This window comes from Psychromonas sp. KJ10-10 (assembly GCF_047323245.1).
In the GTDB taxonomy this organism is placed as follows: domain Bacteria; phylum Pseudomonadota; class Gammaproteobacteria; order Enterobacterales; family Psychromonadaceae; genus Psychromonas.
Genome location: NZ_CP178826.1, coordinates 3,316,906 through 3,341,922 on the forward strand (window position 1 = coordinate 3,316,906; position 25,017 = coordinate 3,341,922).

Annotated in this window: 26 protein-coding genes and 4 pseudogenes; 12 read left to right on the plus strand and 18 right to left on the minus strand. The window is 36.7% G+C overall.

Annotated features, from left to right (window positions below):
• Positions 1-120 precede the first annotated feature (120 nt).
• Both ACLKMH_RS19065 and ACLKMH_RS19070 read left to right on the plus strand, forming a co-directional pair.
• Entirely contained in the window at positions 121-357 is a 237-nt protein-coding gene (locus tag ACLKMH_RS19065; protein ID WP_413699527.1) for a hypothetical protein, read from the plus strand.
• A gap of 35 nt (positions 358-392) precedes the next feature.
• Positions 393-902, plus strand: a complete 510-nt coding sequence (locus ACLKMH_RS19070) for a glucosaminidase domain-containing protein (protein ID WP_413699528.1) — start codon at positions 393-395, stop codon at positions 900-902.
• 75 nt (positions 903-977) lie between these two features.
• Here the strand turns inward: ACLKMH_RS19070 and ACLKMH_RS19075 are convergent, their stop codons facing one another.
• Together ACLKMH_RS19075 and ACLKMH_RS19080 are read right to left on the minus strand one after the other, a co-directional pair.
• Complete coding sequence (locus ACLKMH_RS19075; protein ID WP_413699529.1) at positions 978-1,292, minus strand: NIPSNAP family protein; 315 nt, start codon at positions 1,290-1,292, stop codon at positions 978-980.
• 20 nt (positions 1,293-1,312) lie between these two features.
• Positions 1,313-1,735, minus strand: a complete 423-nt coding sequence (locus ACLKMH_RS19080) for a rhodanese-like domain-containing protein (protein ID WP_413699530.1) — start codon at positions 1,733-1,735, stop codon at positions 1,313-1,315.
• A 272-nt stretch (positions 1,736-2,007) separates the two neighbouring features.
• Between ACLKMH_RS19080 and ACLKMH_RS19085 the strand changes: the two genes are divergently transcribed.
• Both ACLKMH_RS19085 and ACLKMH_RS19090 read left to right on the plus strand, forming a co-directional pair.
• Positions 2,008-2,259: a hypothetical protein gene (locus ACLKMH_RS19085; RefSeq protein WP_413699531.1), complete on the plus strand. Its 252-nt coding sequence runs from the start codon at positions 2,008-2,010 to the stop codon at positions 2,257-2,259.
• Position 2,260: 1 nt separating this feature from the next.
• Complete coding sequence (locus ACLKMH_RS19090; RefSeq protein ID WP_413699532.1) at positions 2,261-2,767, plus strand: LysR substrate-binding domain-containing protein; 507 nt, start codon at positions 2,261-2,263, stop codon at positions 2,765-2,767.
• A gap of 51 nt (positions 2,768-2,818) precedes the next feature.
• Here the strand turns inward: ACLKMH_RS19090 and ACLKMH_RS19095 are convergent, their stop codons facing one another.
• Complete coding sequence (locus ACLKMH_RS19095; RefSeq protein WP_413699533.1) at positions 2,819-3,445, minus strand: FMN-binding negative transcriptional regulator; 627 nt, start codon at positions 3,443-3,445, stop codon at positions 2,819-2,821.
• 38 nt (positions 3,446-3,483) lie between these two features.
• Positions 3,484-4,068 (minus strand): GNAT family N-acetyltransferase, encoded by a 585-nt coding sequence (locus tag ACLKMH_RS19100; protein WP_413699534.1) that lies wholly within the window; start codon positions 4,066-4,068, stop codon positions 3,484-3,486.
• A gap of 93 nt (positions 4,069-4,161) precedes the next feature.
• On the opposite strand from ACLKMH_RS19100, the gene ACLKMH_RS19105 reads away from it, so the two are divergent.
• On the plus strand, positions 4,162-5,628 hold the full coding sequence (locus tag ACLKMH_RS19105; protein WP_413699535.1) for a PLP-dependent aminotransferase family protein: 1,467 nt from the start codon (positions 4,162-4,164) through the stop codon (positions 5,626-5,628).
• 16 nt (positions 5,629-5,644) lie between these two features.
• On the opposite strand, the gene ACLKMH_RS19110 is transcribed toward ACLKMH_RS19105, so the two are convergent.
• From ACLKMH_RS19110 to ACLKMH_RS19120, 3 genes and pseudogenes are all read right to left on the minus strand, one after another.
• A complete protein-coding gene (locus ACLKMH_RS19110) occupies positions 5,645-6,667 on the minus strand; it encodes a zinc-binding dehydrogenase (protein WP_413702400.1) in 1,023 nt (340 codons plus the stop codon).
• 482 nt (positions 6,668-7,149) lie between these two features.
• Positions 7,150-10,282: pseudogene (locus ACLKMH_RS19115) on the minus strand (efflux RND transporter permease subunit).
• Positions 10,279-11,460 (minus strand): efflux RND transporter periplasmic adaptor subunit, encoded by a 1,182-nt coding sequence (locus ACLKMH_RS19120; RefSeq protein WP_413699536.1) that lies wholly within the window; start codon positions 11,458-11,460, stop codon positions 10,279-10,281. Before ACLKMH_RS19120 ends, ACLKMH_RS19115 begins: the two are co-directional and overlap by 4 nt.
• Positions 11,461-11,579: 119 nt before the next feature.
• Between ACLKMH_RS19120 and ACLKMH_RS19125 the strand changes: the two are divergent.
• From ACLKMH_RS19125 to ACLKMH_RS19145, 5 genes and pseudogenes are all read left to right on the plus strand, one after another.
• A pseudogene (locus ACLKMH_RS19125) lies at positions 11,580-12,528 on the plus strand (LysR family transcriptional regulator).
• Positions 12,529-13,003: 475 nt separating this feature from the next.
• Positions 13,004-13,303 (plus strand): annotated as a pseudogene (locus tag ACLKMH_RS19130) (DUF3316 domain-containing protein); the annotation flags it as partial.
• 75 nt (positions 13,304-13,378) lie between these two features.
• Positions 13,379-13,723 (plus strand): DUF3316 domain-containing protein, encoded by a 345-nt coding sequence (locus tag ACLKMH_RS19135; RefSeq protein ID WP_413699537.1) that lies wholly within the window; start codon positions 13,379-13,381, stop codon positions 13,721-13,723.
• A gap of 72 nt (positions 13,724-13,795) precedes the next feature.
• A complete protein-coding gene (locus tag ACLKMH_RS19140; protein WP_413699538.1) occupies positions 13,796-14,140 on the plus strand; it encodes a DUF3316 domain-containing protein in 345 nt (114 codons plus the stop codon).
• 72 nt (positions 14,141-14,212) lie between these two features.
• Complete coding sequence (locus tag ACLKMH_RS19145; protein WP_413699539.1) at positions 14,213-14,554, plus strand: DUF3316 domain-containing protein; 342 nt, start codon at positions 14,213-14,215, stop codon at positions 14,552-14,554.
• A 92-nt stretch (positions 14,555-14,646) separates the two neighbouring features.
• Here ACLKMH_RS19145 and ACLKMH_RS19150 read toward each other — a convergent pair whose 3' ends face one another.
• From ACLKMH_RS19150 to ACLKMH_RS19160, 3 genes and pseudogenes are all read right to left on the minus strand, one after another.
• Positions 14,647-14,904, minus strand: coding sequence for a hypothetical protein (locus ACLKMH_RS19150; protein WP_413699540.1), 258 nt, complete (start codon positions 14,902-14,904; stop codon positions 14,647-14,649).
• A 229-nt stretch (positions 14,905-15,133) separates the two neighbouring features.
• Positions 15,134-16,344, minus strand: a pseudogene (gene pncB, locus ACLKMH_RS19155) (nicotinate phosphoribosyltransferase).
• Positions 16,341-16,988 carry an isochorismatase family protein gene (locus ACLKMH_RS19160; RefSeq protein ID WP_413699541.1) on the minus strand — a complete coding sequence of 216 codons (648 nt, stop codon included), beginning with the start codon at positions 16,986-16,988 and terminating at the stop codon, positions 16,341-16,343. Before ACLKMH_RS19160 ends, pncB begins: the two are co-directional and overlap by 4 nt.
• Before the next feature lie 257 nt (positions 16,989-17,245).
• Between ACLKMH_RS19160 and ACLKMH_RS19165 the strand changes: the two genes are divergently transcribed.
• Positions 17,246-17,761 (plus strand): GNAT family N-acetyltransferase, encoded by a 516-nt coding sequence (locus tag ACLKMH_RS19165; protein ID WP_413699542.1) that lies wholly within the window; start codon positions 17,246-17,248, stop codon positions 17,759-17,761.
• Here the strand turns inward: ACLKMH_RS19165 and ACLKMH_RS19170 are convergent.
• The 8 genes from ACLKMH_RS19170 to ACLKMH_RS19205 all read right to left on the minus strand — a co-directional run bounded on the left by ACLKMH_RS19170 (position 17,741) and on the right by ACLKMH_RS19205 (position 24,300).
• Positions 17,741-18,364 carry a DNA-J related domain-containing protein gene (locus ACLKMH_RS19170; protein WP_413702401.1) on the minus strand — a complete coding sequence of 208 codons (624 nt, stop codon included), beginning with the start codon at positions 18,362-18,364 and terminating at the stop codon, positions 17,741-17,743. The two genes, ACLKMH_RS19165 and ACLKMH_RS19170, sit on opposite strands and share 21 nt — an antisense overlap.
• A 33-nt stretch (positions 18,365-18,397) precedes the next feature.
• The gene (locus tag ACLKMH_RS19175) at positions 18,398-19,345 is read right to left on the minus strand and encodes an EAL domain-containing protein (protein WP_413699543.1); all 948 of its coding nucleotides are present in this window, start codon (positions 19,343-19,345) and stop codon (positions 18,398-18,400) included.
• The gene (locus tag ACLKMH_RS19180; protein ID WP_413702402.1) at positions 19,287-20,570 is read right to left on the minus strand and encodes a putative bifunctional diguanylate cyclase/phosphodiesterase; all 1,284 of its coding nucleotides are present in this window, start codon (positions 20,568-20,570) and stop codon (positions 19,287-19,289) included. The genes ACLKMH_RS19175 and ACLKMH_RS19180 overlap by 59 nt, the downstream gene beginning before the upstream one ends.
• The gene (locus tag ACLKMH_RS19185; RefSeq protein ID WP_413699544.1) at positions 20,489-22,003 is read right to left on the minus strand and encodes a PAS domain-containing protein; all 1,515 of its coding nucleotides are present in this window, start codon (positions 22,001-22,003) and stop codon (positions 20,489-20,491) included. Before ACLKMH_RS19185 ends, ACLKMH_RS19180 begins: the two co-directional genes overlap by 82 nt.
• A 108-nt stretch (positions 22,004-22,111) precedes the next feature.
• Positions 22,112-22,762, minus strand: coding sequence for an aminotransferase class I/II-fold pyridoxal phosphate-dependent enzyme (locus ACLKMH_RS19190; protein WP_413699545.1), 651 nt, complete (start codon positions 22,760-22,762; stop codon positions 22,112-22,114).
• The gene (locus tag ACLKMH_RS19195; protein WP_413699546.1) at positions 22,746-23,282 is read right to left on the minus strand and encodes an aminotransferase class I/II-fold pyridoxal phosphate-dependent enzyme; all 537 of its coding nucleotides are present in this window, start codon (positions 23,280-23,282) and stop codon (positions 22,746-22,748) included. Before ACLKMH_RS19195 ends, ACLKMH_RS19190 begins: the two co-directional genes overlap by 17 nt.
• An 81-nt stretch (positions 23,283-23,363) precedes the next feature.
• Positions 23,364-23,834: an EamA family transporter gene (locus tag ACLKMH_RS19200; RefSeq protein ID WP_413699547.1), complete on the minus strand. Its 471-nt coding sequence runs from the start codon at positions 23,832-23,834 to the stop codon at positions 23,364-23,366.
• A gap of 160 nt (positions 23,835-23,994) precedes the next feature.
• Positions 23,995-24,300: a hypothetical protein gene (locus ACLKMH_RS19205; protein ID WP_413699548.1), complete on the minus strand. Its 306-nt coding sequence runs from the start codon at positions 24,298-24,300 to the stop codon at positions 23,995-23,997.
• A 177-nt stretch (positions 24,301-24,477) separates the two neighbouring features.
• Here ACLKMH_RS19205 and ACLKMH_RS19210 point away from each other — a divergent pair, with 177 nt between their 5' ends.
• Positions 24,478-24,942 carry an Lrp/AsnC family transcriptional regulator gene (locus ACLKMH_RS19210; protein WP_413699549.1) on the plus strand — a complete coding sequence of 155 codons (465 nt, stop codon included), beginning with the start codon at positions 24,478-24,480 and terminating at the stop codon, positions 24,940-24,942.
• Positions 24,943-25,017 lie beyond the last annotated feature (75 nt).

The following is a 25,017-nucleotide window of genomic DNA, read 5'->3' on the forward strand; positions in this document are numbered from 1 at the left end:
CATACCATATTCCAATAGTCATAATTGATAACAGCCAGATAGATCAAGCTAACAGGTAAATTTGAGTTTAAATTTACTACTCATTGAATAAGTTTAACTGTATAAACGCTAATTCATAGCGTGACTGCGACTAAAAAACAAACAATAACTCTCATTCAATACGGAATATCTAATTTGCAAGCTTACTCAAACCCGAAAAAAATTCTTAAATTCATAGCGACTATTTTTGTCCTTGTGTCGCTAATAAGCATTTATTTTTTCAATCAAAAGCCAGCGCCTGTTGTCGAAAAAGAACCTATAAAAGAGGTAGTAGCAGAAATATCTGTCTCAGAAAAAAAGCCAACTTTAAAGCTTTAATTATTCCTGCTGTAAATAATGTTTACGCTGATTTAATGGCACAATATGAAGAGGTAAAAGAAACCCTCGAAGCAGGACAAAGTAACAGTAAAATTGAAGCCTTGAAAGTTGAATATAAAGCAACAAGTGACGCCGAATTGTTAATGGCTTTAAAACCTCACCCTAAAAGTATTGCCATTGCACAAGCCGCAATGGAAAGTTCCTGGGCAACCTCAAGATTTTTCAAGGAAGCTTATAATATTTTTGGAGTTTGGTCCTTCGATGAAAATGAACCTAGAATTGCAAGACAACAAAAACGTGAAGGTAAAACAATTTGGGTTAGAAAATACGCTTCTGTTGAGGAAGCTGTATATGACTATTACCGAACTTTAGCTCGAGGTAGCGCTTTTCAAGCGTTTAGAGAAACCAAAATGGAGACCAGTGATCCTTTTATTCTTGTCACCAAGTTAGATCGTTATTCTGAAAAAGGTGCCGTTTATGGCGAAGAGTTAACCGCCATTATTAAATTTAATAAATTTGATAGCTACGATGTAGAAGAGTTTTAATAAGTAATCTTTCCCTGTTTGTAAAAGTGTTAACTGACAAACAGGGAAATAATGACTATTATAAATCAATACTTTTCATTCCTTTTCATTCAACAATGGGCGGAAAAAACTTCGTTGATATTGCTTAATGCACTGTGTTTTCTTTGCATAATCAAATGCGCTAATGCAATCTGCATCTTTAAAAGATTGCTGTCGATATTTCTCATAGGTCGCTAAGCTAGAAAAATTAAATAAAGCGAACGCTTTATTATTAACCCCTTCAGAGGGTAGAAAATACCCTAGGTGTTTCCCTCCAAATTTATTAACCAAGGGTATCCAAAGCCTAGCATAATGCTCAAATTCGTTTATTTTATTTGCGTCAATAACATACTCAATATAGCAAGTGATCATTATCAATTCCTTAGGCTCTTTTATTTCTGAACCTCAGTAACACGACGATTTACAGGGTATCGTTCAAAGTCCTCCCAATAATGAATGCCACCAATCATTTCCTTCACAGAAAAACCCAAATTTGAAATTTTTACTGCGACCTTAGTTGCGCCATTACACCCCGGCCCCCAACAATAAACAACAAACTGTGTGTTCTTGGGGAATCTAGCGAATGATTCGGCATTAATTTCACTGTGTGGCATACTAACCGCTGTTATCGCATGGCTTTTATCAAAGGCTTCGCTAGAGCGAACATCTAATAGAATGTAATCTTGATTATCCGCTTTAATATCTGCGTAAACATCAGAACAATCTGTCTCACAGGCGAGCTTTCTAGCAAAAAATTCATTAGCGAGTTGACTCGGTGCGGCAGGGTTATTAAATGCATTTGATTTGTTATTCATAAAGACTCCTAATTCATTTGTTTGGATAGGACTTAATTTAGCCTAATATCAAATTCTTAGAAATTCATTGTTTCTGAAGTGAGCATTCAATATAAATGAATGGTAAATAAAACTCAGAGCACTAAACTGCTATTTCACAGAATAAAAATGGGAGTTAGCATTGGAATTTTACCACCTACGTTCTTTTGTTGCCGTGGCACAAACGGGTAACTTAACGCAAGCGACAGAAACGTTTATACACCACTCCACCAGCAATTAGCGCGCATATCAAAATGCTCGAAGAAGAACTTGCCACGCCTTTATTTATTCGCTCAAATAAAGGCATGAAACTCACAGAAAAAGGCCAACTATTACTTAAAAAAGCACAGGTTACCTTAGATAGTGCGATAGATTTAGTCAATTTAGCGGCACAACAACAGCATGAAATAATGGGTACATTCCACTTAGGAATTAATTTATCAGCGAAACAAGTTAAGTTGTCTGCCTTAGCAAAAGAACCTGCAACAAAACTGCCCAGGCATTAGCTTGGAAATTTACCCACAATCAACGGGCAAAACAATCAATGATATTCGAGAAAAACGTTTGTCTGGCGGTTATATTTTTGGTGATGTTCCCGATGATTTTATTGGTATTGCAGTCATGCGGCAACAAATCACCACGGTTGCACCTTTAGACTTTGATTGCAGTAAAATATTAACGGTTGCAGACTTACAATCTCAGCACTGGATAATGATGGGAGATTATTGCCCTTTTGATCATTTTTTAAAACAAAAACTAGGCAGTAATATCCCCTCCATTATGAAAACCAGTGATGACGGCACACGCTTAGAACTTGTTAAAGACGGGCTTGGATTAAGTTTATTAGAAAAAGAAGAAGCGCTTGAAGCAGAACAAGCCCAGAGTTTGCAAGTCCTATCGGAATTAGACTTTGCCACGACCTTGCATTTTGTCATCGCAAAAGAAAACGAAAATGATCCAGTCATCAAAGCGCTAATGCAAGAGATAAGCATATTGTGGGATATTACTCATTAACTCAGCCCTGCCCTTTATTATCAATAAAGCACTGATTAAAGGGCGTCCTAGTTAATAATTTTTCACTAAAGTAGCCATCTCAACTGAATTATCACTCTGCACTTTACTTAACCCTGAAATAATCCCCTGTTTATTGATTTCAGGTTGATTTTGACTCACCTTCCATTGACCAGTCATCGACTTTATTTGTATTTCTATACCTACAATTGCTGGTAATAGTCGGTTTATATATTCTGAAGGCGCATCATATATTGACCATGGTTTATCTTGATATTGTTCCTGTTGAAAGGTTAAGTTATTAAGCATCTGTAATTTAAAATGCTCATCAAAACGTGCCTTTATTTCTCCTCTAACATGCACTGCGATGTAATTCCAAGTCGGCACGGCTTTACCATTATCTTTTTTAGTTGGATAAAAATTTGGAGAGATATAACAATTAGGACCATTAAATACAACTAAGACATCTAAATGTTCATTTAACATTTTCCATAATGGATTGGCTTTTGCGATATGTCCTTGAAGTACTGCATTGCCACCTGATTTATAAAAATACAAGGGTAAATGATTTACTTCGACACCATCTCCAGAATGGGTTACCAAACTTGCAAAAGGATATTTAACCATTATCTCTTGTAAAAGAAGCGGATCATCTTGTTGAAAAATTTTGGGTATATGCATATGTATTACCTACCGAATAAAAACCTAATCAATCTTAATTATAGTTTCAGACTTAACGAGTGTTTCACATCTGGCCATTCACTGCTGATAACTGAGAAAAAAGCACTATTTCGAAAACTACCATCGGGTAATATTTTTTGATTACGTAAAATCCCCTCAAAGGAAGCACCTATGCGACCAATTGCTTGACGAGAAGCGAGGTTCTTTTCATGGGTTTTAAACTGCACTCTAATCGCATTTAACATTTCGAATGCATGCTTTAATAAACAATATTTTGCATGAGTATTCACATAGGTTCGTTGGAACTTAGGTGTAATAAAAGTAAAACCAATTTCCAAACTTCGATCTTCTCGATTAATCGCACAATAACGAGTGCTACCAACCAAAGCGCCGGTTTGATTATCAATAATCGCAAAGACCACCTGTTGACCTTGCGTTACCCTCTCCTGTGAATAAATTAACCAAGCATGGCATTGTTCTTTTGAAATACATTGATTAGGCAAGGACCATTGCCATAACTCAGGGAATGCGCCTGCTTGATAAAAAGCATCTACATCTTCAATGGTTAAAGGTCTTAATGTGACCTTATCTGTAATAAGTGTGACAGGTTTTGGATTAAACATTTTTATTCTCCTTAAAAATCATATCTTCCAAAACTTGTGGTATAAACACAACAACCAGTATTAATAAAACAAATAGACCAGAGGGAGTTTGTAATGATGAAAACACTCAACTTAACGCTACAAAATTCTAATAAAAACTTATATTTAAACATTGCTCAAGCTATTCGAAATAGTATTGAAAATGGTCATGTTATCCCTAACGAAAAACTCCCTTCAGCAAGGTCTCTTGCGATACAACTATCAGTCAACCGCCATACTATAATGGTCGCATATAATGAGTTAGTAGCGCAAGGTTGGGTGCAGTCACAACAAAGGCTAGGCTATCGCGTTGCCACAACACTGCCTATATTTACGTCAACAAAAACCGATGTAAAAAAGGAAACTCTTAAACATCAACATCGTTGGAATATTTCAAAAATTAACAACAATAATATCCCATTAGCGACCAGTCGCTTTCCCTTTAATTTTGCGGGTGGTAACCCTGATATTTCATTATTTCCATTTAATGAATTCAAAGGGTTTATGAATGATGCATTAAACCGACCAGATCTCGAAGAATTAAACTACGGAGATAACGCTGGTTTTGCTCCTTTTATTGAACAAGTTAGTACTTATTTACGTCGTGTCAGATCCATTAATAATAAAAAAATTATTGTCGTTAATGGAACACAAGAAGCATTATATATCCTTTCTCAGGTATTGATTAAACCTGGGGATAAAGTAGCAGTAGAAAGTTTAGGTTATCAACCAGCTTGGAATGCTTTCAAAAACGCAGGCGCGCAATTAATTCCCGTTAAACAAACCTCTCAAGGTATTGATACAAATGATTTTGAACAGTTGATTCAAAAGCATAAAATACATTTATTATATTTAACTCCTTTACATCAATACCCCACTACCAGCACGCTTTCAATGCAAAAACGTAAAGCAATTTATTTACTAGCCCAACAACATAATATTGCGATTATCGAAGATGATTACGACCATGAGTTTCATTACAATAGTCAACCACTGGCACCAATGGTCGCCAATGATCCTTCAGGGTTAGTTATCTACCTTTCTAGCTTTTCTAAAATTATGTTTCCAGGTATTCGTTTAGGTATTATTGCTGTGCATTCATCACTTTCAACACACTTAATAAATTACCGTACTATGATCAATCATAAAGTGAATATTTTACAACAGGATGCAGTTGCAAGATGGATGAAGGATGGTGGTTTTGAACGGCACTTACGTAAAGCCACACGTCTTTATCAAAAAAGAAGACAGTGTATGGTTACAATACTCAATGAATTTATCAGTGAAGGCATTAAAATCACCTTTTCAATTCCCGCAGGAGGAATGGCATTATGGATAAATGTAGATAGAAATGCTGAAAAAATTGCCAAATTAGCTAAGCAAGAAGGCATTTTTTTATTAGCTGAGAATGCATTTCACTTGGACATAAAACAAGACCAAGATAAATTTATTCGCTTGGGGTTCGCAGGGTTAAACGAAGAGAAAATAACTCAAGGCTTATTTTTGTTAAAAGTCTTATTAAAAAAGCATTGTAATGAGTGACTGGTCGCGCTAATGATTAAACACGTATCTGCACAACTTGTTTGCCCGTAAAACCACCAGCAATCTGTTTATGTAATGCGACCGAAACACTGTTAGCATTAAAATCAACTACACTAATCTCAGGTAATTTGATATTACCTTTAGCGACATTTTCAAGTAACAGATTCCCCATAAAACTCATCTTTTGTTGTGCACATAAACTATTCGCGAGCCATGCACCACATAAAGAAATAATACCAATATTAGGTGCTTTTTTATCTAATAGACGTTGTTCAAAGGTAGGTAAAGGTTTAAAACAAGCAATTCTGCCACTAAAACGCATTAATTCAATATTACGAATGGTTGATTCACCACCAACCGTATCAAGTACCGCATCAAAGCCCTGTGCCCCTAATTCACGAGACATTTTTTCACACAGCTTTCTATCCTTGTAATCAAAAATCGCATCTGCACCCAATTTTTTAACCAGCTTATGGTTACGTTTAGAGGCAGTTGTAAATACGTCCGCACCACGTTGTTTAGCGAGTTGAATAGCAAACTGACCAACAGCCCCAGCCCCAGCTTCAACAAGTAAAGTAGTTCCTTCAATAATTTGTAATTTTTCTAATGCAATTAAGGTCGCCATACCAGCACAGGGGATGGTTGCGGCTTGATTGGCGGTAATACTTTCAGGGACAACAGAAACGGCAAAGTTAGGCACTTTGGTATACTCACTGAGCACACCAGGACCAGAAATATTGGCATGCCACATGACTCGTTGACCGACCTCAGGAAACACACCTTTATTGCTTTTAACCACCACACCAACGGCATCAATTCCCACTACATGTGGTGCTTTCCAAGTATTACAAAAACCGGTTTGTGCAAATTTAGCATCACGAGGGTTCAGGCCAACCGCTTCCACCTTTACCAGTAGCTCATTGTCAAAACATTCAGGAACAGGTATTTCTATATCCACTAAATTAATCTGTTCGCTTGGTTGTTGCAAAGCAATTGCACGCATTGTTTGCGAGATAGTGTATTCCTGTGAATCTGACATAAAAAACCTACTATTAAAAGTTGTAATACCAACAATGATATTTGCCATCAATCATCGTTAATGATGGCAAACATTATCTATTAAGCACTTATATTTGCCACGTTTTTCAAACTATTGTAGCAATTTTATGTGCGTTATATTCACATTTATACCCGTTACCATTCAAGATGCAAAGTTCAGCAAGTTGTGAGGTGAGTAGCTTCTAGGCAGAAAGGTGAAGATCTAACTGGTTAAATCAATACTTTCTAACAACGAAGATACTTGCCTCAAAACTTGCCCTGCGGGTCGCTAGCTCGAAAAGCAATTCTGCGTTGCAACACTTGATAAGGGCTAGCCATTTAAGATGTAAATACTTGTTTTTACATCTACCGGCAGAGGATTAACGTAGTTAATCGCTCGAGAGGCCATCATGTTGCGCCTTGTCTTGCAGTCCGAGCTAGCGACTGATCAAAGCATCTCGATTAGTAACGGGTATAGTCAGATTATTTTTTCAAACCTTTAGTGACTAAAATATAAAACACAGGTGTAAATAATAAACCAAATAAGGTAACACCTATCATTCCTGAGAATACCGCATTGCCCATTGCATGACGCATTTCAGAACCCGCTCCCGACGCTAATATCAATGGGATAACACCAGCTGTAAAAGCAATAGAAGTCATTAATATTGGACGTAAACGTAAACGACAGGCTTCAATAATAGCATCGAAATGAGTCACTCCTTGCTTATTTTGGTCTCTGGCGAATTCAATCATTAAAATGGCATTTTTAGAGGCTAATGCAACCAGAACGATCAATGCAATCTGAGTAAAGATATTATTATCTGATCCAACTAACCAAACACCAAGTAAAGCCGAGAATATGGTCATAGGTACGATCAAAATAATAGCTAAAGGTAAACCTAAACTTTCATATTGAGCGACTAACACCATAAACACTAATAGCACCACCAGTGGAAAAATGTAAACCATGGTATTTCCCGCTAAAATTTGCTGGAAAGTCACATCAGTCCATTCGTATGCCATACCATTAGGTAAGGTATCAGCCAAAATCAATTCAATCGCTTGTTGTGCTTGATTAGAACTATAGCCAGGTGCAGGGCTACCATTAATTTCAGCACTAGGATAACCATTATAATGCATTACACGATCCGGCCCAGTTGTTGGTGTAACCGTTAATACAGAACCTAAAGGCACCATATTACCTTGTCTATTTCGCACTTTTAGATTCAAAATCTGTTCAGGGTCTTGACGGAAATCCGCATCAGCCTGAGCATTTACCTGATAAGTACGACCAAATAAATTAAAGTCATTAACATACACAGAGCCTAAATAAATCTGTAATGCATTAAAAACTTCATCTAATGGGATACCTTGAATTAATGCCTGTTCACGGTCAATATCTATATTCATTTGTGGTACTTGAATACGGAAACTTGAGTATAAACCCATTAATGCAGGATCTTGTCTGGCTTTTGCAAGGACAGCTTGCAAATTGTTAAACAAACTTTCAAAGCCTTTATTAGCGCGATCTTCTATCTGTAATTTAAAGCCCCCTGTTGTTCCTAACCCCTGAATAGCAGGTGGTGGAAAAACAGCAACAAATGCTTCATCAATAGTCGTAAATTTCTGATTTAATTGAGCGACAATTGCCATCGCTGACATGCTCGGATCACCACGATTTTCAAAATCATCCAAGGTCGTGAAGACAATCGCACTATTAGGACTATTAGTTAAACCATTCACCGAAAGACCAGGGAATGCAACAGTGTGTGCAACCCCAGGAACCTGCAAGGCAATTTGTTCCATTTCTTTAACCACATCCTGGGTTCTATCTAAACTAGACGCATCAGGTAATTGTGCCATCGCCACAAGATACTGTTTATCTTGAGCAGGAATAAACCCACCAGGTACGCTATCAAATAATTTCAACGTGCCACCAACTAATGCCAAATAAACCACTAAAACAATCACACTCAAACGAATTAGTTTTTTCACCAACCTTTGATAACCACCTGAAGCTCGCTCAAATAAACGATTGAAAGGGGTAAATAACCATCGTCCAAACATTCTATCTAATAAACGCGTCAAAAAGTCAGGTTTACTGTCGTGAGATTTCAGTAATAACGCAGACAATGCTGGTGATAATGTTAATGAGTTAAAGGCTGAAATTAACGTTGAAATCGTTATTGTTAACGCAAATTGTTTGTAAAACTGCCCTGATAATCCAGAAATAAAGGCTGTTGGAATAAATACAGCACATAATACCAAGGCAATCGCGATAATCGGCCCTGTTACTTCAGTCATAGCAACACGAGTTGCTTCTATAGGTGATAAACCTGCTTCAATATTACGCTCTACATTTTCAACTACAACAATTGCATCATCAACGACTATTCCGATTGCTAACACCAACCCAAATAATGATAAGGTATTAATAGAAACCCCCAACCATTGCATCACCGCGAAGGTACCAATTAATGAAATAGGTACTGCGATTAATGGAATAATTGATGCTCGCCATGTTTGTAGGAAAATAATGACCACTAAAACAACTAATACTATTGCTTCGAGTAATGTATCGATAACAGCATCAATAGAGTCTCGTACAAAAACAGTCGGATCATAAACAATGTCATATTCAACACCCGCCGGGAAATCCAATGCTAAACGCGCCATGGTTTCACGTACTTGATCAGAGAGTTCAATTGCGTTTGAATTAGGTCGTTGAAATACAGGTATCGCTAATGCAGGTTGACTATCAAGCATCGCTCTTAAAGAGTAAGAATCTTGACCTAACTCTAGGCGAGCAACATCTATAAGACGCGTTAATTGTCCCTGTTCACCGACTTTTATAATTATTTGTTCAAATTCTTCAATGTTTTCAAGCCGACCTTTTACATTTAATAGAATCTGAAATTGATTATCCTTTGCTCGCTGGTTGTGCTCCTAGACTACCAGCCGCAACTTGTTGGTTTTGTACACTTAGTGCATTGATCACATCAGTGGCAGTTAGCTCTCGCGCGACTAAAGCATCTGGGTTAAGCCAAACACGCATTGAATATTGACCACCACCAAATAAGCGAACTTCACCGGCACCACTTAAACGTGTTAATTCATCTTTAATATACAAGTCTGCATAATTAGACAGATAGGTAGTATCATGCGTTTTTTCAGGTGAATATAGGTGTACCACTAAGGTTAAATCTGCCGAAGCTTTCTTAGCAACCACGCCTAAACGTTGTACTTCCTCTGGTAGTCGAGGCAATGCGCTATTAACGCTATTTTGAACCTGTACCTGAGCGCGGTCCAAATCTGTACCTAGAGCAAAGGTGATTGTTAATGTCATACGACCATCACTGGTAGCTTGAGAAGCCATATACAGCATATTCTCAGTACCATTAATTTCTTGCTCAAGCGGTGTCGCCACTGTTTGACCAATAACCGTTGGGTTTGCACCAGGGTAATTTGCCGTCACAACCACGGTGGGAGGTGCTACTTCAGGGTATTCACTAACAGGTAATTGAAATAATGAAATACTACCCGCAATTAGAATAACCATCGACATCATGGCCGCAAAGATAGGCCTTTCAATAAAAAAATGGGAAAACTTCATAAACGCACCGACTGTTTAACAATTAAACCGCTGTCATTGATAGAAGACAGAGTGAAAGACACTCCAGTACTATCAATAACCACATTATTAGGTTCAATAGACATACCTGGGCCAACTCTTGCAGGACCATTAACAGCAATCACATCGCCACTTTGTAGACCTGAAGTAATTGCTCTTAATTTTCCATAACGCTCACCAATCTCAACTAAGGTATATTGCAAAACATTATCTTTACCTACCGTTAATACAAAACGATTCTTCAAATCGGTACCAATTGCTCGTTCAGGAATAATAACTTGTGAGGTCACATCATTTGTCGCTAATTTAATACGAGCAAAAGAGCCCGAACGTAGCTGATTATTAGTTTCGTTAAAAATAGCTCTTATACGTAAGGTACCTGTTGACGCATCAATTTGATTATCGATAAAGTTAATATGGCCTTCATAATTAAAATCATTTTGCCCTAGTTTTTGCATGATAACTTGCTGTTTACTTGTCGCAGTAACATCTGAAAACTCACTATTCCAAGTGCGTTCATCTACATCAAAATAAGCATACATTGCTTTATCTGACACAATAGTTGTTAATACACTTTGCCCTGCTAATACATTGTTACCACGTGTAATATTGGCACGTGAAATAATGCCATCAATCGGAGAGCGAATATCTGTAAACTCTAAATCAAGTTGAGCTGATTTTAATTGCGCCTCTAAAGCTGATAACTGTGCTTCTCGTTGACGTAAAGTAGAAGTTCGTAATTCGGCTTGCTCTGTTGAAATAGCTTTTTGCGCCGTTAAACGAATAGCACGTTCAGCTTCCGCTCTTGCTTGTTCTAATACCGCTTTTGCACTAACAATTTGCGCTTGTAAATTAGCAACGACGGCAGTATATGGACGAGCATCCAGTTTGAATAATAACGCTCCCTGTTTAACTTTATCTCCTTCTTTAAAGGTAATATTTTCTATCACTCCTGAGACACGAGGCATTAATGCCACTTCTTCTGGAGATTCTAATCGCGTCGTATAAGTGCGCCAATTTTGTACTGGCTCAACTAATACTTCAGCAACATCGATGGGTTGTAAGTGTTGTTGATTTGCTTTTACATCTGGTTCAGATACACACCCCAGTAATGTAAAACTCATCGCAGTGATTGCTGTTGCAATTATTTTTCTTTTCATGATAAAGCTCCTTAGATTTATTAAGAATAATCATACGGAACAAAGGTGTGTGTAAATAGCCTATATTTTTACAAAGATTAATGCCAAAATGGCACCAATTAAATAATTAAGGTGAACTGATGGATACAACAAGTCGACTTTTGATGCTACTCGAAGTAGTTGAACAGGGCTCTTTTTCTAAAGCGTGCTGAGCATCGTAATATAGATCGTTCTGTTATTTCTAAACAGATCACCCGATTAGAGGAAGAGTTAGGGGTACGTTTATTAAATAGAACAACGCGATCATTTTCTCTCACCGCAGCGGGAGCAGAAATGATAAAAAAAGGCAGAGAATTACGTCTGCTTCTCGGGGAGACTGTTAGGCTGGCAGAAAATTATCATCAAGAAGCACGTGGTTTATTAAAAATTGCATCTTCTCATGGTATTGCTAGACGTTACTTGTTACCTGTTATCAATGATTTCCAAAAGCGCTTCCCTCAAGTTGAAATTGAGATGCAACTCGATGATCGTTATATTGATATTGTTGCTGAGGGGATTGATCTCGCTTTTCGAGTAGGCGAACCCAAAGACTCTTCCTTAATTGCACGTAAAATAGTTAGCAATAAAGGCTTTTTACTGGCGACACCCGCATTTCTAGAAACCTATGGCACACCTAAAACAATTGAAGAACTGGCAACTTTACCCGCGACGAGTTACGCAAGTTCATCTCTCAAAGTAGAAAGCATTCGTTATTTGGATAAAAAGGAAAAGTACAAGAACAAAAAATAAAAACGGTCTTTAGTGCCAATGATCCAGAATTGTTATTAATGAAATCATTGTCTGGCACCACTTATCTTGCAACGACCTGCTTTTGTTCTCCAGAATGAAATAAAAGACGGATTGTTAGTGCCCTTGTTACCACACATTGAATTATTAAATTACAATGATATGTATGCCATCTACCCACATCGAGATCTACCGGTGAGAACCAGACTGTTTTTCGATGCTGTCCGTGAGTATCTAGGAAAAGATAAACCCATTTGGCAAGACCTTATTCCTAATTACGATGAAATTTATCCTTCCAAATAACCTCTTATTATTTTTTCTTGTTTAAGCAAGACTCCTCTCGCCGTATGCCAAAGCATTAAAATAAAAACATAAGGCACTGATATTAAAAAAACAAAAAATAAAAGTAGCGAGAGTATATTCATTATAAAAAGTCAGGACAGAGCAATTTTAAAAAAGTTTCTGCAGAAAATAATATTTTTTATTTTTATTTATTTAAAGTGCCCCCCCACCAACGTGACCAATATCACAAAACAATAAGCCAATGATAAATAACAATTTATTTTCAATTTTAATTATTAAAAATCCATTGGTGCCAAAATAGAAACAATAACTTTCCATTTAGCCTATATATTTATCATCAATAGAAATGAATAATTCACCCCGTCAAGCGAATACAGGTTTTTAAATTCGCCAATAACTAAACATCACAAATAAATTTATTAGGAAACTAAAATGAAAAAATTAATCACTATCGCAGACAGGTTTATTACTAACGGGTTCTGTATTTGCACAAACAGTGACATTACACAAAAACGAAAAATTAGTAACCGCTGAATATGCCTCTAAATCTGAAGCCGTCAATGCAGGATTTGACCTAGCTGAAACGCTTAAAAGCAACAGCAACAGTGAGTTACGTAAAGAGTTTAATTTAGTGGGTCATACTTTTGTACGTAATATTACGGTTGATAACACTGAAATATCTACTGAAGAATTCGCGACTTCACGTGATGAAACCAAATACCGTGCAATTGTTAACGTCTCTTACTACTTTGATGCAGAAGACAATAACGACTAATTAAAATTGCTAGCTAATTAACACCAATTAAATTTAAAGCTAAAACGCTTAATGAACAAAATAAAGGACAATAAAATGAAAAAATTAATGACTATCGCGACTGGTTTATTACTAACAGGTTCAGTATTTGCGCAAACAGTAACATTACACAAAAACGAGAAATTGGTAACAGCTGAATATGCCTCTAAATCAGAAGCTGTCAACGCAGGATTTGATCTTGCTGAAACACTTAAAAGCAACAGCAGCAGAGAGTTACGTAAAGAGTTTAATTTAATTGGTCATAGTTTTGTACGTAATATTACGGTTGATAACACTGAAGTTTCTACACAAGAGTTTGCGACTTCACGTGATGAAACCAAATACCGTGCAATTGTTAAAGTCTCTTATTACTTCGATGCTGAAGATAATAACGATGAATAAAAATTTGTAACAGATAAACACCAATTAAATTTAAAGCTAAATCGCTGAATGAACAAGATAAAGGATACTAAAATGAAAAAATTAATAACTATCGCAACAGGTTTATTACTAACGGGTTCTGTATTTGCACACACAGTAACATTACACAAAAACGATCAATTGGTAACAGCTGAATATGCCTCTAAATCTGAAGCTGTCAACGCAGGATTTGACCTTGCTGAAACCCTTAAAAGCAACAGTAGCAGTGAGTTACGTAAAGAATTTAATTTAATTGGTCACAGTTTTGTACGTAATATTACGGTTGATAACACTGAAGTTTCTACACAAGAATTTGTCGCTTCACGTGATGAAACCAAATACCGCGCAATTGTTAAAGTCTCTTATTACTTCGATGCAGAAGATAATAACGATGAATAAAAATTTTTTACTGATAAACACCAATTAAATTTAAAGCTAAATCGCTGAATGAAAAAGATAAAGGACAATAAAATGAAAAAATTAATGACTATCGTCGCCGGTGTATTACTAACGGGTTCCGTATTTGCACACACTGTAACATTGCACAAAAACGACCAATTAGTAACAGCTGAATATGCCTCTAAATCTGAAGCTGTCGACGCAGGATTTGATCTTGCTGAAGCGCTTAAAAGCAACAGCAACAGTGAATTACGTAAAGAGTTTAATTTAGTCGGTCATACTTTTGTACGCAATATTACGGTTGATAACACTGAAGTTTCTACAGAAGAGTTCGCAGACACACGTGATGAAACCAAATACCGTGCAATTGTTAAAGTCTCTTACTACTTTGATGCAGAAGATAATAACGACTAAACTGAATTTTCAGATATGATAAAGACAAAGGCTTCTATTGAAAAATAGAAGCCTTTTAATTACTTTTTATTTTTAATCTAACTAGATATCGCTTAATTTAAGCCACCCTTTGCTTCAATCCCATTAGAAATTATATAAAAATCATTAAATCTGAAAAGCGTTTTTTCTTTATTCAAGCTTTTCTTCATTTTTACCTGTTTTGAAAGTTCATCACAAATACCATCCATATCACCCGTCATCACTTTTTCAGGCCCGTTAGTAAAAATTGCATATTTGGTTCCGTCTAAATCAAAAAATATAACCGGATTATATAAATTAGCATTCAATTCAACGTTCGTTAATGTGATCATAATAATTACCCTTATGTTGGATATGTTTTAATAAACATTCCATTTGCTGTAATTTAGAGCAAACAACAATTACAACGCCACTGTAGCTTGCTCTAAAAAGGTAATTAAAAACTAACACCCAAAAATGACAATTAGGTTAAAGCATAGGCTTTATTTAAAAAATGTGCTCTGAAGCAAATTTGAGTAAATCACCTCAACTCGGATTAATAGGATGGTAATTAAATAGAAATCAGGTAGAAATTTTCACTGTATCAGGGTCAATATCATACAGGCTAGCTAAATAACGCAAATAACTTAGGTCTTCACACATGCTTTTTCCAGGTTCATCGGATATTTTAGCCACGGGTTTGCCATTAGCAGTGATCATTTTAATGACAATATTAAGTGGCTCATTACCCACATCATTCATTAAATTAGTACCAATACCAAAGGAAAGATTTATACGTCCTTTAAATTGCTTATGAATTTCTAATATGCGCGGAAAATTTAGGGAATCACTATAGACTAATGATTTATTGAGTGGATCAATGCCCATATTTTGATACATCAAAATTGCTTTTTCTCCCCACTCAAAGGGGCAACCACTATCGTGTCTTAAGCCATCATATAACTTGCCAAAATATGGATCAGAAAAGTCTCGAATGAAGGAATCCATGGAATAACAATCCGTTAGAGCAATACCTAATCGTCCTCGATATTCACGTACCCACCCTTCTAGCGCGCTTTTTGAGCATCCGCTAAACGTGTTACAGCCTGCCAACTTTGAAACCATTCGTGAGCCATAGTGCCAATAGGTGACAAACCTAAAGTATGAGCAAAATGAAGATTACTAGTGCCAGAAAAACGCTTAGGAAGTTGCTCATTAAGAGTCATTAACACTTCTTTTTGCCATGCTCTGCTGGCGCGTCGGCGGGTTCCAAAATCAGAAAACTTTAAATCTGCTAATGCCTTGTTATTTTTAATAAAAGCAATTTTTGCATTGAGCTTCTGACGTGCAAGGTCAATATCAAAACCAGCGCAATTTATTATCGTATGTAATTCACTAATAATGGATAGTGCATAAATCTCCATTAAAGAGACATGGATTAAAGGCCCATTAAAACGCAGAATAAGATCTTGACCTTGAGCTTCTAACTGCACAAATCGCATATTCAGTTTAAATATGCGTAAAAACTCAATAAAGTCTGGTTTAATATAGGTAAAACCTCTTAAATATTCTAACTCGTCATCAGTAAAAGAAAGTGTACACACATGATCAAGTTGACGCTTAATTTCCGGTAATAACTTGCTTAAGTCTAAATCCTGTTGATTTCGGCAAACAAACTTCCATTGCACATCCACAAGACGAAATTCAGGGGCATGATAAAATGCCTGTAACATAGTAATTTTATAGAAGTCAGTATCCATTAAACTGTCAATTAACCATTCATTTAACTTCATAGGGCTTCCAAATCACTGCTTGCATTAATCAATTCAACCCCAGCATCACGCATTTCATCACAGGCAAGCTTGCTTGTTTCACTATCAACTCCACGACAAGCGACTAGGTTAACAATCACCTTAAAACCAGCTTCACGCAGTTGTAATACTGTTGTTTTAACACAAAAATCAGTCGCTAATCCTCCAACAATGACAACTTCAATGTTTCGTTGTTTTAACCATTCAATTACCCCAGTACTTTCGTTGTTAGCAAGATCATGATAACAAGCACCATAGGGGTGTTTATGAGCTTCAACACCTTTTTCAATTAATAAATCATAATTTTTTTCTTCGGGTAAGCCAGGGATCAATTGATTGCCCTTAGTGCCAACAATGCAATGTGCAGGCCATTTAATATCAAGATCGGGGTGATAGCCCTCAACGGGTGTCATTATTTCTTCTGCTTTGTTGGTGATCCAAAGTGCGTCTGCAGGGTGTGAATCTTTGCTAACTAAACGATAACTGGCAAATTGTGCCTGAGCATTTAATTCATCTGCAATTTCATCACCTTGATAAATAGGTAATTCATCAGGGCATAGGAAAGTAAAACCACACTGTGGATCAACATCAAAACTAGCAGTAATAGACTTTTCGATTTTCATCATTTTTTACTCTATTTTTCAATTGGATAATTTAATTCATCATATAGGGGTGATAACAACAGTTCAAACTAATCATGCCACGAGGTTAGCTAATTACATGCACAAACCTCCCTAGAGCTGAGAAACATCGCAAATTCCCCATGGATTTTAATAAGAAACGCTAGCTTTGCCACAAAACACAATAACATCACTGCATAAGTTAAGCATGATCGATAAACTAAACTGATAATTTTGTAATACTCTCGTTCGGCGAAAATGAAATGAATATTCAATACTTAAGAGATGCGGATGTTACTGATGCATTAGATCAAAAAATAAGAGATTTACTGAGTAGCTGTTTTGTTCAAAATCAAGATGCAGAGATTTTCAAACGACAGCGTTGCTATTATGAAATGCCTGCTCATCGATATTTACTTTGGCAGGAAGATCGCCTTATCGCACATATCGCAGTACACGACAAAAATATTCTCATTAATGATATTGAGCATTCTATTTGTGGTATTGCAGAGGTATGTGTAGATGCACAATTTCGCAAACAAGGATTAGTTAAAGCAATTCTCAACAAAGTTCATCAAGACAGAAAAGCTAATGGCGACGCATATGCGGTATTGTTTGGTGATACAGAGGTTTATGCTTCCAGTGGTTACTCCCTAGTTAATAATCTAAAAGCCTTAAACCATAGCAAAGAATGGGCGGTAACAGGTCATACTCTAGTGCATGCTTTAACAAAAAGCTGGCCAACTAGCAGTGTAAAGCTAATTGGTATTCCTTTTTAAGATTTGCCATGCTTCACAAACCAAACGAAACTTAACGGCATCACCAGAATCTCTATCTGGATGCCACTTCAAAGCTAGCTTCCGCCACTGTCGCCTAATGACCTGTTGTGAAGCATTTTTATCTAATTCAAAAACCTGAAAAGCATGGGATTTATCCATTTCTGTGCCAGCATTTCCTAATGCACGCCCGTATTTGTGCCAAAATTGAGATAACAGAGACTCAACTTCTTGAGCGCTGGTCTCAAAATGCTCCCAATTCAAATAATACTGACGAAGTGAAATATCTGTATCAAGTTCAAGTTGTAAATCGATAGGTAACTGCATACTTAATTGAATATCCAAAGCTTGAATTTGCAACCAATATTCAGGCAATAGCATTTCCTGCAACTGATACAGCGCATTCATTAATAAAAAATTACGTTTAAATAACGCTTTATCGGCATCAATATCTAAATCTGGCAATAACCCTTGATGCTGTAGCTCACTGGCTAAATGGTGAATTTTATTGTTTTCTGGAGAGGCCTTTAACAAGGTTAATAATGGCCAAATTAATGGATTATCAATGCTTTCATCTGAACAGCTATTTACTTTAACTTGTAAAATAAGTAATTACCTCTGTTAAAAAATGGAAACTGATTAGCGACATGCTTTTTCTATTTTTTGCACTTGCTGAACAATGCCTTCAAGCCGACCTAAATCGGCTCGAGCTTCTACTAGGTCTCCCTGCTGATAGTTTTTATGTATCACATCTGCAATATCATGCAGTTTATCATGAGCTTGCTCAAGCTGTTTTAGATCTTCCTGTTTAAAATGTTGTTCTTGCTTTTCTCTATCGATCCAGTTTCCACATTGGCAGAATAGAGGGTCAAGAATCGGCCAGGGTTTTCGCTCTTCAGGTTGAGAAGCTAACTTGCTTTTAAATTTTTCTATCCACTTTTCATTTATCATTCTAAATATATCCAAGCGAACTTCGTTATTACTTCCTTGTTTTTTGGCGCAGGAAAGCCATGCTTTATTAGCAGTATAATTATTTAACCAAATGATAAAATCCTTTTCAGGCATAGGTTTCGCAATTTGATATCCTTGAGCTTGTTCACACCCCATCAATAACAGCATTAAACCATGATCCTGTGATTCTACTCCTTCGGCGATAACGCTACGTTTAAATAATTTTGTTAGAGTAATGACACCTTCGATAATGGTATAGTCATTAGGGTCATCAAGCATATCTCTAACAAAACTTTGGTCAATTTTAATGGTATTCACCGATAAACGCCTTAGGTGAGTTAAGGATGAATATCCCGTTCCAAAGTCATCTAAAGCAAAGCTCACACCAAGGCGGTTTTGACATATCTCAACAATATGATGAAGTGTGTTGATATCACCAAAGGCAGAACTTTCTAATATTTCTAACTGTAAATTTTTCGCGTGGTTAGCAGAGTATTCCGCTAAATGACATTCAAGATCTTCCACAAAACTCGGTGAAAGTAGATGGTTAGACGAAATGTTAACGCTAATACCTAAGTTAATATCTTTTTTGCCACTTATCAAGTTGTCGCAACGCTTGGTTGATAACCCATTCACCAATCTTAACCTCTAAGGAAGTACCATCCGTTAGAGGTAAAAAATCAATGGGAGGAACAAGCCCTTTTTGAGGATGATTCCATCGAATTAAGGCTTCAACACCCAACACCTTGCCCGTTGCCATGTTAATTTTGGGCTGATAATACAGCTCAAATTGATGCTGGATTAAAGCTTGCTTAATTTCTTCTAATTGCTGGTTTTTATCAATAATGCGCCTATCTAAATCAAGGCTATATAACTGAGAGCGATGTTTGCCCGCTAATTTGGATTGATACATAGCATGATCAGCATGACGTAATAATGTATCAATATCACCATCATCTGAGGGGTATAAGGTCACACCACTTGAAGCCGTTATATAGTGCTTAATATCATCAATAATATAGGGCTCAGCTAATGCCGAATGGATACGTTGCATTGTAACTTCATATTGCGACATGGTTTTAATATCATTTAACAAAATTGCAAACTCATCTCCGCCCTGCCGTGACACTGTATCTTCTTCTCTAATACAAGCGGAAATACGATGAGCTACTTCAATTAATAAACGATCACCCGCTTCATGGCCGTAATTATCATTAACCGGTTTAAAGTCATCCAAATCAAGAAAGCATACCGCGAGCTGATTACCACTACGTTTGCTGTGAGCAATAGACTGTTGAAACCTATCGATAAATAACGCTCGGTTTGGTAATTTAGTGAGCACATCATAATGCGCCATTAAATTAAGCTGATCCTGTCGCTTTTTGCTATGTGTTATATCTGAGAAAACACTGACATAATGAGTGACTTGGTTATAATCATTTTTCAAGGATGAGATTGTCAGTAATTCAGCATACAGATTGCCTTGCTTAGTTCTGCTCCACACTTCTCCCTGCCAAGAATCTTGCTCAATGACGGTTTGCCACATCTCCTCATAAAATTGAGGACTCTGTTTATCGGAAAACAAAATATTACGGTGTTTGCCAATCACATCATCACTAGCGTAACCGGTTATTTGAGTAAAGGCCGGATTGACATCCACAATAAGCTGTTTAGCATCTGTGATAATAATGCCTTCACGGGTATCATTAATCACTCTATAAGCCAACTGTAGTTTTTCTTCAGACTTTTTACGTTGATTTATATCCATCACAACCGCAATTAAAGTATTCGGTTGCCCTCCAATCTCCCCGGTAGGCGAAGCACTAATCTCGACCCAAACGACGTGGCCATCCTTATGTATGTAACGCTTTTCTCGGGTGAATTTTTTTGTAGGCCACAACGTACTTTTTCAAAATATTTTAAATCACTCTGTAAGTCATCGCGATGAGTAAGTGATTGGAAGGTTTTTCCCTTTGTCATTTCATTTTCACTGTATCCAACGATATCGCAATAACGTTGATTAACTCGAATAAACTCGCCATTGGTGGCGTTGACTAATGCAACCCCTACAGCGGCTTGTTCAAAAATCGAACGGAAAAATTGCTCTCTCACTGCTAAGGATTGTTTAGATTTAAATTCGGCAGTTACATTTCGAATCACACAGATCAGCTGGCCGTTGATTGCAATACTATTTAGACGGGCTTCAAAATAGGTTTCTTCACCCTTAATTGTTAATTTATATTGAAAATCAAGCGTCTGTTTTACTTTTTTTAATTCCTCTACCTTTGATAAAAATAAATCTCCAACTTGCTTGGGCAAAATATCCTGAACACGTTTCCCCTGAAAATCTTTAGGTTCAACATATAAATCCCCTTGATTTTGCGCGTGATAATCTAGAATAGTGCCGTCTGACTTGAGTCGAAAATAAGTATCGGGAAGTGCATCAAATAAACTTTGTAATTCAGCATTGTGGCGAAGCTTAATTATTTCTGCTTTTTTTATCGCGGTGATATCTTGCACCACACCAGCAATTGCAGTTGCCTTACCATTAATATCAAATACATGCCCACCTGAAGCTAAAATCCAGCGGATTTCACCATCTTTTCGTTGAATACGGCATTCAAAATTCCAGTCTGATTTGTTTTTAATGCTCTGTTTGAATTGCCGATCCAGATCCTCTCTTTCATCCAACACAACATGTTCAAGGAATGTTTGATAACTCCATTCTGGCAATAAAGATTCATAACCAAAAATTTGATCATGTATTAAAGAACGATGTGCAGAGTGATCAGCTAAATCAATTTCCCAATGACCAATTTTGCTATGTTCAAGCACAAATGCGATGAGTGCATCATGCTCTAAAATCTGTTTTTCTCGGAGGCGTTTTTTTGTTATGTCTATAGCTTGAATAATATAACCGCTGACTTCTCCATCAGGACCAAATAAAGCACGTGTTGAGGCATCGGCATAATGTAAAGAACCACCCTCAACTTCAAAAACATCTTCAGTTACAATCGCTTTTTTATGCTGTGAAGCTTCAATTAAGCGTTGCTTCCAAATATTTTCCCATTCTGGTAATTTTCGCCAGGCAGGCGACTCCCAAAATAGTTTTCCGACATAATCCTCGCGCTTAACACCTTGTTTAGATAAGGCTAAATTATTAACTTTAAGCACTCTGCCCTGTGCAGACAGTATTGCTATAAACTCAAATTCTTGATTGAAAAGAGCATCGAATAGAGACTCTTTATCATTAAGAATGCTGTCAGGGGATGAGGTTGAATTATTAAATTTCATGCTCTTAAGTATTATATAAAAATAGAAATTTACAAAAAAATCCTCATTTATATATGCCTAATCACGCATCAATCACACTTATAATAAATTAACATTCAAATAAATCATTTAGATAACCGCTATCAATGCTTTCACTAACTCATCAACCTGTGATGTTTTCAGTCCTGCAAGATTAATTCTGCCATTTGGCAAACCATATATAGCAAATTGATCACGTAACTTATTCATCTGCAATGCTGTTAAAGGCAACATTGAAAACATACCTTTTTGCTTTGCAATCGCATTTAATGAATCGGGTGCATTTATTGCTACCAATTTATCTCCAATCAATTGACGGATATTTGCAATACGATCACGACAAACAGAAAGTTCTTCTAACCAAGGTTTAGGATTATTAAGTAACAAAGAGGCGATAGCTGAACCATGGTTAGGAGGCATGGAGTAATTAGCGCGAGCAATTATCTCTAACATCGAGCGAAGATCTTTATGTTGTTTTTTGTCCTGAGTTATTATGCTCGTCGCCCCAGTACGCTCGCAATATAATCCCATGTTTTTTGAACAACTAGTGGCTAATAATACTAATTCACACTGTTCAACGATTAATCGTAAACCAGCCGCATCATCGTCAGGATTATCAGCAAACCCTTGATAGGCCATATCGATAAAAGGGATTAATTTTCTTTGTTGACAAAAATCAGCAAATTGTTGCCATTGTGCAAGTGTTGGATCAATCCCAGTCGGGTTATGGCGAGCAACCATGCAGTAAAATCACATCCCCTTCTTTTGCCCCATGTAAATCGTCAAAACAAGTTTCGATATCCAATAACTGATTTTTTTGTTGCCAAGTAAAGGTTTCAACGGTTAATCCGGCGCCCTGCATGATTGGACGATGGTTAATATAGCCAGGATCAGTATTCCAAATCACCGAATTAGGCGAAAGACGTGCAATTAAATCTGCTAAAACACGCAAAGCACCGGAGCCTCCCACTGTCTGGATGGTGCAGTTATTGTCAACTTTTGAGCTGTCACCGAGTAAGAACTTTGCAATTAAATCGTTAAACTCTAAGTTGCCAGATAACATTCTATATGTCTTTGAGTTTGCTTGTTGAGCAAGATAAATCTCTGCATCCTGTACTTGTTGCATAACAGGCGTTTGCCCTAATTCATCACGATATACTCCCACCAGCAAATCTATTTTCTGATCTCTTTTATCTGCATTAAACTGATGTAATAAATCCCATAAAGGATCACCTTGCACATTTGGTAAATTTTCTAACATTTTTATTTCCTTGAAAAAAATAGTTAACCTCAGTTTTAAATAAGCAACTGAAATATATGAATAAAAGTTTAAAGCTGTTGTTTATTTCTCTTTGTGATGACGATTTGACAAAATAACGCCAACAATAGTTATGCCAATACCACAAAGAATAGCCACCGATAATGTTTCATTAAAAATGGGGATTGCTAATAACGCCGTTAAGCCCGGTGAAATGGCGCCTATGATTGAAGCTTGTGCAGACCCTAGTTGAGCAACCGCATAAGTAAAACCAATGGTTGCTAAAATACCCACTCCCACTCCCTGAACTAAAATAAAAGGTAGAGCTTGTTGAATTGAAAAGTTCCCAAAATGACTTTCTACAGCACCTGACAACATTAAAACCAGTATCAGTAAAAAAGACCCATAGGATAAAATGATGGCAACAGTAATGGCATCAAGCCTTGCACGCTTTAACCCTATTGTATAAGTCGCCCAAACTAAGCTCGCGGATAATAAAAAGCAGACTCCATGAAATAAATCCCCCGCAATGCCAACCTTGCTAGCAAACACCATAATCAACACCCCAAGTAAAATAAGAGATAAGGTTAAAATACGCTTTTTAGATAGTGATTGGCGGTAAATAAAGTACGATAATAGAGCAACAAAAAAGGAGGCGTGCCAGCAAGAATGGTTCCTACATAAGCAGTCGGAGCCGTTTTCGCCCCCCAAGATGCTAAAAAAGAAATGGAATGCCACCTAATAAAATAAATAAAACATCTGTTATTCTGGCCTGTTTTATAGCTTCAAAACGAGAGAATACCATTGGCAATAACAATACCAATGGAACAGAAAAACGTATTAAAGCAACATCGGCAATCGCTAGGGGTGATGCTCCTATGTAGCGCACGGTTAATGCAAAACCAGACCAAATAAGTAAAACCACCGCCATTGCAATTACCCCCTTAGTAAAGGGAGATAACAGATTGGGGACAGTATTAGTTAACTTTGATTCAAGCGGTAATTGTGTCGAATTTTCCATTAAAGATACGCCCTATAAAAGATAAAACAGAAATGCTATTATCAATCAATTCAAGCGCCTTTATCAGGCAAAATTAAAACTATAATTGCAAGTATTTAACTTATTCCACCAAAATTAATTAAAAATACAACGATAAACGCCAAGCTAAAATAAAAGAAAAAATAAGAGTATAAACTTATGGATAGAATTGACCGTCACATATTAAAAATTCTCCAACAGGAAGGTCGCATCTCGACCGCAGAAATATCTGAACGCGTAGGTTTATCTCCTTCTCCCTGTGCGAGACGAATAAAATGTTTAGAAGATGATGGTTTTATTAGCAGTTATCAGGCAAATTTGAATAAAGATAAAGTTGGCATTGCAATGACCTTTTTTGTTGAGGTTCGCCTTCAGAGTCATCAAGAGGAATGTATCAAAGAATTCGAAGATGCATTGTTTGACATGGAAGAAGTGATCAATGGCCATATAGTTTCAGGCGCCTATGATTATTTATTAGAAGTGATCAGCGCAGATCTTGCCGGTTATGAAACCTTTACAAAGAAGCTACATAAAATCACCAGTGTGAAAGACATCCATACACACTTATCCGTCAGACAAGTTATCGCCAAACGTGCTTTACCCATATATTTAAAAAATAAATAATATTCTAGATAATGAATATTCGGCAAAATTTTCAACGTATTTTTGGATATCTGCTATAGTTAAAACAACTAAATA

Coding starts and splice junctions, on each gene's coding strand:
- ACLKMH_RS19100 (WP_413699534.1), bottom strand. CDS start 4,068: ATGTTTAATCCAAAACCTGTCACACTTATTACAGATAAGGTCACATTA.
- ACLKMH_RS19085 (WP_413699531.1), top strand. CDS start 2,008: ATGCTCGAAGAAGAACTTGCCACGCCTTTATTTATTCGCTCAAATAAA.
- ACLKMH_RS19200 (WP_413699547.1), bottom strand. CDS start 23,834: ATGGTGTTTGCTAGCAAGGTTGGCATTGCGGGGGATTTATTTCATGGA.
- ACLKMH_RS19070 (WP_413699528.1), top strand. CDS start 393: ATGGCACAATATGAAGAGGTAAAAGAAACCCTCGAAGCAGGACAAAGT.
- ACLKMH_RS19150 (WP_413699540.1), bottom strand. CDS start 14,904: ATGATCACATTAACGAACGTTGAATTGAATGCTAATTTATATAATCCG.
- ACLKMH_RS19205 (WP_413699548.1), bottom strand. CDS start 24,300: ATGGAAAATTCGACACAATTACCGCTTGAATCAAAGTTAACTAATACT.
- ACLKMH_RS19135 (WP_413699537.1), top strand. CDS start 13,379: ATGAAAAAATTAATGACTATCGCGACTGGTTTATTACTAACAGGTTCA.
- ACLKMH_RS19120 (WP_413699536.1), bottom strand. CDS start 11,460: ATGAAAAGAAAAATAATTGCAACAGCAATCACTGCGATGAGTTTTACA.
- ACLKMH_RS19160 (WP_413699541.1), bottom strand. CDS start 16,988: ATGATGAAAATCGAAAAGTCTATTACTGCTAGTTTTGATGTTGATCCA.
- ACLKMH_RS19075 (WP_413699529.1), bottom strand. CDS start 1,292: ATGATCACTTGCTATATTGAGTATGTTATTGACGCAAATAAAATAAAC.
- ACLKMH_RS19140 (WP_413699538.1), top strand. CDS start 13,796: ATGAAAAAATTAATAACTATCGCAACAGGTTTATTACTAACGGGTTCT.
- ACLKMH_RS19095 (WP_413699533.1), bottom strand. CDS start 3,445: ATGCATATACCCAAAATTTTTCAACAAGATGATCCGCTTCTTTTACAA.
- ACLKMH_RS19105 (WP_413699535.1), top strand. CDS start 4,162: ATGATGAAAACACTCAACTTAACGCTACAAAATTCTAATAAAAACTTA.
- ACLKMH_RS19165 (WP_413699542.1), top strand. CDS start 17,246: ATGAATATTCAATACTTAAGAGATGCGGATGTTACTGATGCATTAGAT.
- ACLKMH_RS19110 (WP_413702400.1), bottom strand. CDS start 6,667: ATGTCAGATTCACAGGAATACACTATCTCGCAAACAATGCGTGCAATT.
- ACLKMH_RS19145 (WP_413699539.1), top strand. CDS start 14,213: ATGAAAAAATTAATGACTATCGTCGCCGGTGTATTACTAACGGGTTCC.
- ACLKMH_RS19185 (WP_413699544.1), bottom strand. CDS start 22,003: ATGAAATTTAATAATTCAACCTCATCCCCTGACAGCATTCTTAATGAT.
- ACLKMH_RS19195 (WP_413699546.1), bottom strand. CDS start 23,282: ATGTTAGAAAATTTACCAAATGTGCAAGGTGATCCTTTATGGGATTTA.
- ACLKMH_RS19080 (WP_413699530.1), bottom strand. CDS start 1,735: ATGAATAACAAATCAAATGCATTTAATAACCCTGCCGCACCGAGTCAA.
- ACLKMH_RS19190 (WP_413699545.1), bottom strand. CDS start 22,762: ATGGTTGCTCGCCATAACCCGACTGGGATTGATCCAACACTTGCACAA.
- ACLKMH_RS19210 (WP_413699549.1), top strand. CDS start 24,478: ATGGATAGAATTGACCGTCACATATTAAAAATTCTCCAACAGGAAGGT.